This is a genomic window from Pseudomonas arvensis (assembly GCF_056688935.1).
This window is the reverse complement of sequence record NZ_CP162038.1, coordinates 3,848,689-3,861,688: the sequence shown is the minus strand read 5'-3', so window position 1 is coordinate 3,861,688 and position 13,000 is coordinate 3,848,689. Positions and strand designations below refer to the sequence as shown.

Below are 13,000 nucleotides of genomic sequence, written 5' to 3'. Positions count from 1 at the left end.
GGTCAAAAAATGTGGGAGGGCGTTTGCCCCCGCTCACCACAACAGCCCATTTGCCATTGGATCTCAGTGGGCTTCGGGATTCCAGACTGCCTGCTTCACCTCGATCGCCTTGGGCAGCAACCGGTTCTGGAAAAACAAATCCGCCGTTGCCTGCTGCGCCTGAATGATCCCCTCGTCAATCGGCAAAATCGGCGAAGGCGGGCGGTTGTCCATATAGCGCGCAACCACGTCGGCGGGCAGGCCCATGAAGTGGGTCAGCACGTTAAGGCTGTCCTCGCGCTGGCTGCGGGTCAATGCTTCGGCGGCGGTCAACTCACCCAGCAGGTCATGCACGAACCCAGCATTGTCCCGCGCGTACTCACGCCGTGCGGTGTACACCGGCCCCGACAACCCCAGCCCTTCACCATTGGCCAGCACATGGCTCGGGCTTTGGCTCAACGCTAGGGACGAGTAGGGCTCCCAGATCGCCCAGGCATCCACGCTACCTTGCTCAAACGCGGCGCGGGCATCGGCAGGTGGTAGGTACACCGGCTGGATGTCCTTGTAGCTCAGGCCTGCTTTATTCAGCGCGCGCAGGATCAGGTTGTGGGAGCTGGAGCCTTTCTGGAAGGCGACCTTCTTGCCTTTCAGATCCGCCACCGAATGCAGTGGGCTGTCATTGCGCACCAGAATGGTTTCGGCGCTGGGCTTGGGTGGTTCGGCACCGATGTACACCAGGTCGGCGCCAGCGGCCTGGGCGAACAGCGGCGGGATGTCGCCGGTGGAGCCCACATCCAGTGCCCCCACGTTCAGCGCTTCAAGCATCTGCGGGCCGGCGGGGAATTCGATCCACTTCACGTCCGTCTGCGGGAAGCGTTTTTCCAACAGGCCATGTTCCTTGGCGAGGACCAGGGCGATGGAGCCTTTCTGGTAGCCGATGCGCAGGGCGGCGGGCTCGGCCGCCCACGCGGTCTGACTCAGCAGCAGGGCCAATAACAGTGCTGGGACTTTCATGCTTGAGCCTCCTTGAAGCGATTTTCCGGGCGGGCCAGACCGAGGTTTTCGCGCAAGGTCGTGCCGCTGTATTCGGTGCGAAACAGTCCGCGTCGTTGTAGTTCAGGCACTACCCACTGGGCGAAATCTTCAAGCCCACCGGGCAGATGGGGCACCAGGATATTGAAGCCGTCCGCCGCGCCGTTTTCGAACCAGTTTTGCAGTTCATCGGCGATCTGCACCGGCGTGCCGATCAGGCTGTAATGCCCGCGCCCACCGGCAATGCGCCGGCCCAACTGCGCCAGTGTCAGTTGTTCGCGGTGGGCCAGTTCACTGAGCAATTGCTGGCGGCTGCGTTGCCCGCTGTCGGTCAATGGCAGTTCCGGCAGCGGCCCGTCCAGCGGGTAGCCGGACAGGTCGAAATTGCCCAGCATGCGCCCGAGCAATGCCACGCCGACCTCGGGTTCGACCAAGTCCTGGAAGGCCGCGAATTTTGCCTGGGCCTCGGCCTCGGTGTGCCCGATCACCACAAACACGCCGGGCATGATTTTCAGCGAGTCCGGCGCACGTCCGTATTGAGGCAGGCGCCCCTTGAGGTCGGCATAAAACGCCTGGGCATTGCCCAGCGACGTCTGCGCGGTAAACACCACCTCGGCGGTTTGCGCCGCCAGGTCGCGGCCAGTTTCCGACGAACCTGCCTGCACGATCACCGGCTGGCCCTGGGGCGAGCGCGCCACGTTCAACGGGCCTTTGACCCGGAAGTGTTCGCCTGCATGGTCGAGCACGTGCAACTTCACCGGGTCGTAATAGCGGCCGCTGGCTTTGTCGCGCACAAAGGCGTCGTCTTCCCAGCTGTCCCACAGGCCCGTCACCACCTGATAAAACTCACGGGCGCGGCGGTAGCGCTCGGCATGGCCCACGTGTTCATCACGGCCGAAATTCTGCGCCTCGGCAGCGGCGTCCGAGGTCACCAGGTTCCAACCCGCGCGCCCTCCCGACAGGTGATCCAGCGAAGCGAATTTGCGCGCCACCTGGTAGGGCTCGTTATAGGTGGTGGTTGCGGTGGCGATCAGGCCGATATGTTCGGTCACCGCACTCAACGCCGAGAGCAGGGTCAGCGGCTCGAAATGATCCGAGCGCGCCATATGGCTGGCGATCTCGCCGGTGGGCGCGGCAATGCTGTCGGCCACGAACAGCGCATCGAACCGGGCCGCTTCGGCCACCCGCGCCAGGTGTTTGTACTGGGCGAAATCCAGCCCGGCATTGGCCGGCACGTCCGGATGGCGCCAGGCGGCCACATGGTGCCCGGTGGCCATGAGAAAGGCGCCGAGTTTGAGTTGACGGCTCATGTCAGAAATCCTTGCGCAGTTGCACGCCGAAGTAACGTTCATCGTCACGGGGTACGGCGCGGTAGATGTAGTTGCCGCCGCTGGCCAGCAGCGGCGAGTAGGATTTGTCGGCGAGGTTTTTCGCCAGCAGCGCCACGCGCCAGCCGTTGCTGTAGTCGGCCAGGGCCACGCTGGCGTTCCAGATGCCGTAGGCGCCTTGCTTGGTGTCGAGGTTCTGGCTGATGTCGTACTGCACTTCGCTTTGCCAGCTGTAGTCGGTGCCCAGTTCGATATCCAGGCCGTTATCCAGCGGGATGGTGTAGTCGGCGCGTACGTAGCTTTTCCAGTCCGGGCTGTAGGGCAGCGGTTTGCCATTGACGTTGCAGGTGGCCGCCGCGCCCGCCGGGCAGGCGAATTCATCGATGCGTGCACGGGTGTAGGCCAGGGCGCCGGAGAGCTTGAGTTGCTGGGTGGCCTGCAAGGCGTAATCCAGCTCGACGCCTTCGGTGCTGACGCTGCCGGCGTTGATCAAACGGGTCACCACTTGGCCGGCGACCGTGTCGAAAAAGTTGGCCTGGTAGTTGTCGTAGTCGCTGTGGAATACCGCCAGGTTGGTGGTCAGGCGGTTGTTCCAGGCGGTGGCCTTGATCCCGGCTTCCCAGGTATTGGAGGTTTCCGGCTTGAGCGCATCGGTGTCGCGCGGCTGCATGTTGAAGAACACGTTGTAGGCCGGGCCCTTGTAGCCGCGTGAATAGGTCAGGTAACTGGTGATGTTATCGCTGATGTCGTACTGCACGCCGAGGCGGCCGGACCAGCCGTCTTCGTCCACCGAGCCGGAGCTGGAGGTGGCCGGTTGAATCCCGCTGACGGTGGTGGCCGAGGTGGACACACGGCGGTGATCGTATTTCAGATCGTCATGGGTGTAGCGCAGGCCGGCGATGCCGCGAAAGCGCGAGGTGAAGTTCAGCGTGGTCTCGCCGAATACCGCGTAGCTGTAGCTGGTGGTGCTGTAGTCGGCGACGCCACGCTCGGTGCGCGTGGTGGTGGTGAGTGTGCGCTGGTAGGTCTCTTCGTCCTTGCCATGCATGTAGAACAGGCCGCCGACGTATTCCAGGAACTCTCCCTTGGGCGAGGCCAGGCGCAGCTCTTGGGAGTATTGGTCGAAGTCCAGCTGACCCTTGTCGGCGGTGCCGGGGAACGCGGCGGCCACACTGCCGAGGCGGTCGCCGTCCTGGTACTGGGTATTGTCCCAGCCGCGCCAGGCGGTGATCGAAGTCAGGGTGTAGTCGCCGAGGTTCCAGTCCAACTGGGCGGATAAACCTTTGTTGGTGTCCTGCACATGGCTGCGGGTGTCGGTGTTGATGTCGCGGTTGTCGCTGGACGCGCGCACCGGGTTCAAGGCGTTGCCGAAGGCCGGGCTCAGCGACTCGCTGACGACACCGTTCGGCGCGTCGTCGTGGGACTGCATGTAGTCGGCGATCAGGGTCAGCGTCATGTCGTCATTGGGGGTGAATTCCAGCTTGCCGCGAATGCCCTTGTGGTTGTAGCCGTTGACCTCCTGGCCGTTGTGCTGGTTGTCGACGTTGCCGTCGTAGCTGCCGAACAGCGTGCTGACCGAGCCCTTGAGCACGTCCGGCACCAGGCTGCCGCCGATGCCGAAGCGGGTGCGGCTTTCATTGCCGCTGTAGTAGGACTGGTCGATATAGCCGTGGGTCTCGGCGGTCGGCGCCTTGCTGGTGATATTCAGCACACCGGCCGAGGCATTCTTGCCGAACAGCGTGCCTTGGGGACCGCGCAGCACTTCGATGCGCTCCAGGTCGAGCAGGTCGAGGGTGGCCTGGCCGGGGCGCGCGTAGACCACGCCGTCGATCACCGTGGCCACGGTCGGCTCCACGCCAGGGGAGGTGGAAATGGTGCCGACGCCACGCACAAACAGCGAGGTGTCCTTGTTCGATGCTCCCGTGCGGAAATTCAGCGACGGCACTTGTTGCGCAATGCTTGCCACGCCGTTGCGGTTGTCGCGCTCCAGTTGCTCGCCGTCCAGTACCGAGACCGCCACCGGGACTTTCTGCAGGGATTCTTCGCGCCGGGTGGTGGTGACGGTCACCGTTTTGAGGGTGGCTTGCGGCTCGTCGGCGGCAGCGGTGCCGGCCACTGGAAGCGCGGTCAGACCGGCAAGAAACAATAAGTGAGAGTGTTTGTGCATGCTGTGCCCGCTCAAAAGAAATGCCCTGGTCCGCTGCGGTTCTGCGACCGTCAGCGCCTGTGAAACTGTCGTGGGCATTCGCTTGAGCGAGTAGCAGACAGCGCGCTTTGTTAGCGCTAACATCGGCATTATTGTGAGCTCTGCTTTAGAGCGTCAAATACTTAAAAATTAGTCCTATATTCTTTTTGGTTGTTAACAGGGTTTACCCGTGAACGAAGACAAACCGCGCAAACGCCGTGGCGCCGGGCGTGTCACCTTGAATACGGTGGCGCGCCAGGCCGGGGTATCGGCGATCACCGTGTCGCGTTACTTCAACCAGCCCGAGCAGGTGTCGCCTGAACGGCGTGAACGCATTGCCCAGGTGGTTGCCGAGCTGGGTTATGTGCCCAACCTGGTGGCTGGCGGTTTGGCGTCGGCGCGTGGGCGGATCGTGGCGATGGTGATCCCGAACATCTCCGGGCCGATTTTTGCCAACACGATCCAGGGCTTCAGTGACACCCTCAGCCAGCACGGCTATCAACTGTTGCTGGCGTCGAGTTACTTCAGCGCCGAGCAGGAAGAAAGCGCGGTGCGGGCGTTTCTCGGCTGGTCGCCGGCAGCGTTGGTGCTGACCAGCCGCTTCCACAGCGTGGCCACTGAAAAGATGATCGCCGACGCGGATATCCCAGTGGTGGAAACCTGGGACTACGTGCCCGAGCGCGCGCCGGTGCAGATCGGTTTTTCCCACTACCAGGTCGGCGTCACCGCCGCACGCTACCTGCATGACAAGGGCTATCGGCGCATGGCCTTTGTGCACAACAGCGTGGCGGGTGACTTCAGCGCCCAGGAGCGTGGCGAAGGCTTTGCCGCGACCCTGATCGAGCTGGGCGTGCAGCCCGAGGCGTTTGTCCCGGACGCCGACCGCGCAGCGTTCGACGCGGGCAGGCAGGCCATGGAAACCTTGATGGGCCGCGCCACACCGCCGGACGCGATTTTCTTCGCCAACGACAACCTGGCCGCCGGTGGTCTGCTGGCCGGGCAGCGTTGCGGGTTAAAGTGTGCGGTGCTGGGGTTCGGTGACTACCCGTTTGCCGAGATGCTGCTGCCGAGCCTGAGCACGATCAAACCGCCGGCCCTGGAGATCGGCGTCCTCGCGGCAACCCGCGTGCTGCAAAGCCTGGGCGTGTTGCCGCAGGCCGTACAGCGTTTGAACCTGTTGGACTGCCACTTGATCGAACGGGAAAGCGCCTGAGCTTTTCTGCCGCCCACAAGGATTTGCCCATGACCGAACCTGCCCCCAAGACCCGCCGTGCGCCCAAAGGTGAAAAACGCCGCGAAGAGCTGCTGGACGCTGCCTTGCAAGTGTTTTCCCTGGAAGGCTACAGCGGTGCGTCGATGGCCCAGGTGGCGGGCATTGTGGGGATCTCGGTGGCCGGGTTGCTGCATCATTTTCCCAGCAAGATCTCGCTGTTGATGGGCGTGTTGCAGCGGCGCGATGAGGTCAACCAGCGCATTGCCGATGAAGTGCGTGCGGAGAAATCCCTGAATGGTTTGCTCGGCAGCCTGCGGGCGATCAATCGCTCGAATGCCACGGCGCCTGGCGTGGTGCGCGCGTTTACCATCCTGAATGCCGAAAGCCTGCTGGACACCCAACCGGCGTGGGCGTGGTTCCAGGCGCGCTACGCAGCGATTCACCAACGCATGCAAGGGCAGTTTGCCGACCTGGTGGCGGCGGGGGAGGTGCGCGGTGATGTGGACATCGCCGGGCTGGTGGAGGAGATCCTGGCCATGATGGATGGCCTGCAGATCCAATGGCTGCGGTTTCCCGAGCAAGTGGACTTGGTGGCGCGCTTCGATACCTACATTGCGCGGGTCGAAGCGGCCATCCGAACCTGAGGCCAAACCTGGTCCAAATGTGGGAGGAGCAAGCCCCCTCCCACAAAAAGCACCTTCTGTTACCCGTCAGTTACCGGCAGCGCTGCCCTGGGTAGTGTCATCGCTCATGTCATAGCCATCACCATCGCTGGTGCCGCCATCCCCTTCATTCTGATGCAGCACCCCGCCGGTTTTAACCGTCGATTCACGCAGCGTCGAATTAAGCGCCGAACGCGGCAGCGGGTTGCTGGTGGTGGTCGACAGTTCCTGGCGGAACGGGTTGACCAGCTTGGCGTTCAGGCGGATGTCCTGGGACGACGCGCCCACCGACAGGTTGAAGCTGTCAGCGTCCACCACCCATTGCTTGCTCTTGACGTCGTAGTAGGCCAGCGAGCGGTCGTTAAGCTCGATGGTCACACGCTTGCTCTCGCCCGGCTTCAGGAACACCTTCTTGTAGCCCTTGAGTTCCTTGAGCGCACGCTCGACTTTCGGGTTGTTCTGGCCCACGTACAGCTCGGCGACTTCGGCGCCTGCCACCTTGCCGGTGTTGGCCAGGTCGAACGACACCTTGATCGGCGCCCCTGCAACCGCCACCCCCGGCGTCACGCTGATGTTGCTGTAGCCGAAGGTGGTGTACGACAAGCCATAGCCGAACGGGTAGAGCGGCTTGATGCCTTTTTTCTCGTAGCCGCGATAGCCCAGGAACAGGTCGTCCTTGTAGCTCATCTCGGCCAGGGTTTCCTGGTTGTCGAACTTGGGGAAAGTCGCGTAGATCGGGTTGTCTTCGATGTTGCGCTCGATGCTGATCGGCAGCTTGGCCGACGGGTTGACCTTGCCCAGCAGGATCTCCGCCAGCGCCTGGCCGCCGTTCTGCCCAGGGTAGAACGCATGCAAGGCGGCCGGTACCTGATCGATCCAGTCGCTCATCTTCAGCCCGGTGCCGCCGTGCAGGGTGACCACGGTGTTCGGGTTGACCTTGGCGATGCTCTGGATCAGTTGCCCTTGGAACTCCGGCAGGTCGAAGCTGTGGTCGAAGCCTTCACCTTCGTATTCATTGCTGTTACCCGCCGCCACCAGCACGGCGTCGTACTTGGCCAGGTCCTGAGGTGCGACCAGCGACGCCCAGCTCATCTGCACGCCCACCAGACCGCCCATGGTCGAGAGGTAGCCGTTGCGGCGCGAGTATTCGAGCTTGATGTCGACGGCTTTGCCGGCTTCCAGATTAACCTTGGCGAATACCGGAATGGTCGGCGGGATGCTGTTGTTGGGCAGCGGCTTGCCGTCACCGTTATCCAGCACTTTCTTGCCGTTGACGTAGAGGCGCACGGCACCGTCGGCGCGGACCTTGAACACTTGCTCGCCACTGACCGTCGGGGTGATCTGACCGCTGTAGCGGATCGAAGTGGCCGCCGTATCGCCGTTGACCGGCAGGCTGTCGGTGGACCAGTCCAGGTCGACATGGCGGTCGGTGCGGCTGGCCGCCGGGTCGCCGGACCAGTTGGTGTTGCTGAAGAACTCGGTTTTCACGCCCTTGACGCTGCTGCCGTCGCTGTCTGTGTGGGTCCAGTTGGACGCCGTCGGGTCCAGGGACAAGCCGTCGATAAACTCGACCTTGGCGCCCGGCGCCAATTGCTGCAGGCCGCTCAGCTCGCTGATGTAGTTGGCCGCCATCACATTCGCGCTGCCGAAACCGGTAGGCGGTGCGTACTTGGCCAGGTTGCCGACCACCGCGATGGTCTTGACCTTCTTGGCATCCAGGGGCAGCAGGTTGTTCTGGTTTTTCAGCAGCACGATGCCTTCGCGCGCGGCGTTCAAGGCCACGCGGTTGCTGGTGGCGCTGTTCATGTTGTGGCTGGTCAGCGGCGCTTTGCTGTCGAACTTGTACAGGTAGATCTGCTTGAGGATGCGCCGCACCTTGTCATCGATGGTCGCGCTGCTCAGCTCGCCGCTGTCCAGGAACGGCTTGAGCACCGTGCTGTTCATCTGGTAGCCCATCATGTCCAGGTCGGTGCCGGCCTGTGCCGCCGGCAAGCCGTCGACCACGGCGTTGTAATCACTCTGCACGAAGCCTGGGTAGCCCCATTCGGTCTTCAGGATGTCGCGCATCAAGTGTTTGTTCTGGCAGGCGAACTCGCCGTTCACCTTCTGGAACGCGCACATCATCATCGCCACCTTGCTGTTCTTCGAGGCGGACTCGAAGGGCGGCAGGGTCATCTCGCGCAGCACTCGCTCGCTGATGATCTCGTCGAGGTGGAAGCGGTTGCTTTCCTGGTCGTTGGCCGCGAAATGCTTGGCGTTGGCCCACACACCACGGGACTGGATGCCGTTGATCACCGCCGGCCCGAGGCTGGCGCCGAGGAACGGGTCTTCACCGGACAGGTACTCGAACGCACGGCCGCTGTAGGGCATGCGGTACAGGTTCACGCCGGGGCCGGTGACGAACTGATAACCGCCGCTGGCGGTGTCGTAGCCCAGGGCGCGGCCCAGGTCGATGGCGCGGCGCGGGTTCCAGCTGGCGGCCAGGTTCGGGCCGGAAGGGTAGACCACGCCCTGGGCGTTGCCTTCACTGGTGTAGCGCACACCGACGCCGCCGTCGGCACCGTGGATCTGCGGGATGCCGTATTGGCTCAGCGGCTTGACGTCCCAGCCACCGGTGCCGCCGATGTAGGCGAGTTTTTCTTCCATGGTCATCTTCGCCAGGGTTTTGTCCGCAGCCTTTTCCGCACGGTTCACCCGGCCTTCGTCCAGGGCAGGGCTGGTGGCTGCATGCACCTGGGACACGGCCAGCGCCAGCAGGGCAAATGCCGACTGTGCACCGATCATTTTGCGTTTATTCATGGGTTTCTCCGACAACTGTTCAGTAAAAATAGGACGACGCTCGTCACTTTTTCGTGGGCAATAGTTCGCCTTGATCGCAATGTTTAACCGATGGCTAATTGCAATTACTTGGCGGATTTTGCAGATTCTGTAAGTTTAATAATTGTATTAGTTATTGTTATAGATGATGTCTTGGCGATATCACGAGATGGCATTTTGAACCGCGAAAACCGCATAATTAAGGCAATTCTTGCGGTTATAAGTCAAACAAAAGCTAATTTTTGCGTGAAATAAGAAATATTTCATTACGATTTTGAACTAAGGCTAAACCTACCAGTCGATTGGTTTAAGAAAATAGTTGCTGGCATGGCGAACTAGTGGCTTTGCTCGGTAGTTCTAAAAGGCCATGTTTTATACACGCTGTCATACACAACGCTTTGGTGTAGGGTCTTGAACCAATTCAAGGCGCCACTTGAGCGGTTCGCGTTTTTTTATCTGGAGAGTGTTTATGAAGAAGTCCCTGCTGGGTGCCGGTTTTGTGCTGGGCGTTGCATTGAGCGGCGCGGCCGTTGCGGCTGAAGCCACGGACGCGGATGCCAAGTCCGGCACCGCCGATTCCACCGTGCTGACCCAGACCCATGACGCCAAGGCCGCGAAAAAACAGAAGGCCGAAACCACCAAAGGCGGGCGGCCGTTGAATGGCACCCAGAGCGCGCCGAAGACCTCGAACTAACGGGAAAAACGCCATCCCCTTGTGGGAGGGGACTTGCCCCCGATAGCGGTGTATCAGCCGGAGTATGCGGCAGCTGGTCCACCGCTATCGGGGGCAAGCCCCCTCCCACAGGGGTTCCCAGAGTCCTTCAGAACATAGCCCCTCAGATAGTCACCCATGCCAAGCCCCTCAACGCCCATCAACGCCTGCGACATGCACATCCCGCACACCGAACAGGTCTGCGCATGGCTGATGCAGCACGCCGGCTTGAAAACCGTTGACCTGGAACGCGCTCGGCGCCTGTCCCAGGAGTCGGACGACGCCGAATTGCTCGGCCTGCTCACGCGGCTTGGGCTGGTCTCTGAAGTGGAACTGGCCCGCGCCTGGGCCGACCTGCTTGGCGCACCGCTGTTACTGGCGGACGCCGCGCCACCGTTGCTCGACCCGTTGCCTGCCTTGACCGAGCGCTTCATGCGCCATTATCAGGTGGTGCCCGTGGGCTGGAGCCAGGGCGGCTTGCGGGTGCTGGCGGCCAACCCGGCGCTGGCCTATCCGTTCCAGGCCATGGCCTATGCCTGCGGCGTGCCGGTGTGGCTGGCGGTGGGGCCGCGCAACGAAGTCGACAGCCTGATCGAGCGTTACTACGGCCAGGGCCGCTCGGCCATGGGCACCCTGATCGAAAACCTCGACGAGCAGGGCGGTGCGCTGGAAGACATCGAACACCTCAAGGACATGGCCTCCGAAGCGCCGGTGATTCGCCTGGTCAACCTGATCCTGCAGCGCGCGGTGGAACATCGCGCCTCGGACATTCATATCGAACCTTTCGAAAACCAGCTCAAGGTGCGCTACCGCATCGACGGCGTGCTGCACGAGGCCGAGGCGCCGCCGTCCAGCTCGTCGGCGGCGGTGATTTCGCGGGTCAAGATCATGGCGCGGCTGGACATCGCCGAACGCCGCCTGCCCCAGGACGGGCGGATCATGCTGCGCATCCAGGGCAAGGAACTGGATTTGCGCGTGTCCACGGTGCCCACCAGTTTTGGTGAATCGGTGGTGATGCGTTTGCTGGATCGCCAGACGGTGCAGTTCGATTTCCAGAGCCTGGGCTTCGACGGGCAGCGCCTGGAAACCTTCCTCGAAGTACTCGAACGCCCCCACGGCATCCTGCTGGTCACCGGCCCGACCGGCTCGGGCAAGACCACTACGCTGTACACCGCGCTGTCGCGGCTCAATACCGCCGAGCGCAAGATCATCACCGTAGAAGACCCGGTGGAGTACCAGCTCGAAGGCATCAACCAGATTCAGGTCAAGCCCGCCATCGGACTCGATTTCGCCGGCGCGCTGCGCTCGATCGTGCGCCAGGATCCGGACGTGATCATGATCGGCGAGATCCGCGATCTGGAAACCTGCCGCATCGCCATCCAGTCCTCCCTCACCGGCCACCTGGTGCTGTCCACCCTGCACACCAACAGCGCGGCGGCGAGTATCACGCGTCTGCTGGACATGGGCGTGGAGAGCTACCTGATCGCCTCGACCGTCAACGGCATCCTCGCCCAGCGCCTGGTGCGCCGCCTCGACCCGGCCACCCGCGAAGCCTTCGAAGCGCCGGCGGAATTGATTGCCGAACACGGCCTGGAGCGCTTTACCGAGCAGCGTCCGATCCTGCTCTATCGCCCTCGCGCCGACGCACCGGGCGGTGGCTACCACGGGCGCAGTGCAATCACCGAATTACTGGTGATGAACGAGGAACTGCGCAGCCTACTGATGCGCCAGGCAGACGCCGCCACGCTGGAGCAGGCCGCCCGTCGTGGTGGCCTGCGCACCTTGCATGAAGAAGGCCTGCGTCAGGCCGTGGCCGGGGTCACGTCCCTGGAAGAAGTGCTGCGCGTGACACGCGGGGAGGGCACGTGAGCCTGTTCAAATACCGCGCCCTCGACAGCCAGGGCACCCCGCACAATGGCACCCTGGAAGCCAAGGACCAGGACGCCGCCGTCGCCGCGCTGCACAAGCGCGGCTTGTTGTTATTGCACATCGATGTGGCCGGCGCCCAAGGGCTGCGCAACGCGTTTGGGCGCGGGCAGTTGAACGGCGCGGCGTTGGTCAGTTTTACCCAGCAACTGGCCACGCTGCTGGGCGCCGGGCAGCCGTTGGAGCGCTCCCTGGGCATCTTGCTCAAGCAGCCCGGCCAGCCCCAGACCCGTGCGTTGATCGAGCGCATTCGTGAACACGTCAAGGCCGGTCAGCCCTTGTCCAAAGCCCTGGAAGAGGAGGGCAGCCAGTTCTCGCCGCTGTACCTGAGCATGGTGCGTGCGGGGGAAGCGGGTGGCGCGTTGGAAAACACGTTGCGCCAGCTCAGTGATTACCTGGAACGCAGCCAACTGCTGAGGGGCGAGGTGATCAACGCGCTGATCTATCCGGCGTTCCTGGTGGTCGGCGTGCTCGGCTCCCTGGCGCTGTTGCTGGCGTATGTCGTGCCGCAGTTCGTGCCGATCTTCAAGGATCTGGGCGTTCCGATCCCGTTGATCACCGAAGTGATCCTGGGCCTGGGCCAGTTCCTCGGCGCCTATGGCCTGGCGGTGTTGGCCGGGCTGATCGCCGGCATCTGGGGGTTGCTCGCTCGCCTGCGTGATCCCCAACGGCGTGAACGCTACGACCGCCGTGTGCTGGGCATTCGCCTCATCGGCCCGCTGCTGCAACGGGTCGAAGCCGCCCGCCTGGCGCGCACCCTCGGCACCTTGCTCAGTAACGGCGTGGCCCTGCTGCAAGCCCTGGTCATTGCCCGCCAGGTCTGCACCAACCGTGCCCTGCAAGCGCAGGTCGCCCAGGCCGCCGAGTCGGTCAAGGGTGGCGGCACCCTGGCCAGTGCCTTTGGCACGCAGCCACTGCTGCCGGACCTGGCCCTGCAAATGATTGAAGTCGGCGAACAGGCCGGCGAACTGGACAGCATGCTGCTCAAGGTCGCCGACGTGTTCGACGTCGAAGCCAAACGCGGCATCGACCGCCTGCTCGCCGCGCTGGTGCCGTCCCTGACCGTGGTCATGGCGGTGCTGGTGGCGGTGATCATGCTGGCGATCATGCTGCCGCTGATGAGCCTGACCAGCAATATATGAACCC

9 protein-coding genes are annotated in these 13,000 nt (G+C 62.9%); 5 read left to right on the top strand and 4 right to left on the bottom strand.

Features of this window, described 5'->3' with window-relative positions:
* Window positions 1-63 precede the first annotated feature (63 nt).
* From AB3G88_RS17230 to AB3G88_RS17220, 3 genes are read right to left on the bottom strand one after another with little or no spacing between them, the layout of a single operon-like run.
* Complete coding sequence (locus tag AB3G88_RS17230; protein WP_191960324.1) at window positions 64-993, bottom strand: sulfonate ABC transporter substrate-binding protein; 930 nt, start codon at window positions 991-993, stop codon at window positions 64-66.
* Window positions 990-2,321, bottom strand: a complete 1,332-nt coding sequence (locus tag AB3G88_RS17225; protein ID WP_480450897.1) for an LLM class flavin-dependent oxidoreductase — start codon at window positions 2,319-2,321, stop codon at window positions 990-992. Before AB3G88_RS17225 ends, AB3G88_RS17230 begins: the two co-directional genes overlap by 4 nt.
* Window position 2,322: 1 nt before the next feature.
* Window positions 2,323-4,506 (bottom strand): TonB-dependent receptor, encoded by a 2,184-nt coding sequence (locus AB3G88_RS17220; RefSeq protein ID WP_480450895.1) that lies wholly within the window; start codon window positions 4,504-4,506, stop codon window positions 2,323-2,325.
* A gap of 208 nt (window positions 4,507-4,714) precedes the next feature.
* Here AB3G88_RS17220 and AB3G88_RS17215 point away from each other — a divergent pair, with 208 nt between their 5' ends.
* Window positions 4,715-5,737: a LacI family DNA-binding transcriptional regulator gene (locus tag AB3G88_RS17215; protein ID WP_480450893.1), complete on the top strand. Its 1,023-nt coding sequence runs from the start codon at window positions 4,715-4,717 to the stop codon at window positions 5,735-5,737.
* Window positions 5,738-5,766: 29 nt separating this feature from the next.
* Window positions 5,767-6,381, top strand: coding sequence for a TetR/AcrR family transcriptional regulator (locus tag AB3G88_RS17210; RefSeq protein WP_099586532.1), 615 nt, complete (start codon window positions 5,767-5,769; stop codon window positions 6,379-6,381).
* A 66-nt stretch (window positions 6,382-6,447) separates the two neighbouring features.
* On the opposite strand, the gene AB3G88_RS17205 is transcribed toward AB3G88_RS17210, so the two are convergent.
* Window positions 6,448-9,198, bottom strand: coding sequence for a beta-glucosidase (locus AB3G88_RS17205; RefSeq protein ID WP_480450890.1), 2,751 nt, complete (start codon window positions 9,196-9,198; stop codon window positions 6,448-6,450).
* A gap of 487 nt (window positions 9,199-9,685) precedes the next feature.
* On the opposite strand from AB3G88_RS17205, the gene AB3G88_RS17200 reads away from it, so the two are divergent.
* The 3 genes from AB3G88_RS17200 to gspF all read left to right on the top strand — a co-directional run bounded on the left by AB3G88_RS17200 (window position 9,686) and on the right by gspF (window position 12,996).
* Window positions 9,686-9,910 carry a hypothetical protein gene (locus tag AB3G88_RS17200; protein WP_099586534.1) on the top strand — a complete coding sequence of 75 codons (225 nt, stop codon included), beginning with the start codon at window positions 9,686-9,688 and terminating at the stop codon, window positions 9,908-9,910.
* 156 nt (window positions 9,911-10,066) lie between these two features.
* Window positions 10,067-11,797, top strand: coding sequence for a type II secretion system ATPase GspE (gspE, locus tag AB3G88_RS17195; protein WP_480450888.1), 1,731 nt, complete (start codon window positions 10,067-10,069; stop codon window positions 11,795-11,797).
* Complete coding sequence (gene gspF, locus AB3G88_RS17190; protein WP_250924830.1) at window positions 11,794-12,996, top strand: type II secretion system inner membrane protein GspF; 1,203 nt, start codon at window positions 11,794-11,796, stop codon at window positions 12,994-12,996. Before gspE ends, gspF begins: the two co-directional genes overlap by 4 nt.
* Window positions 12,997-13,000 lie beyond the last annotated feature (4 nt).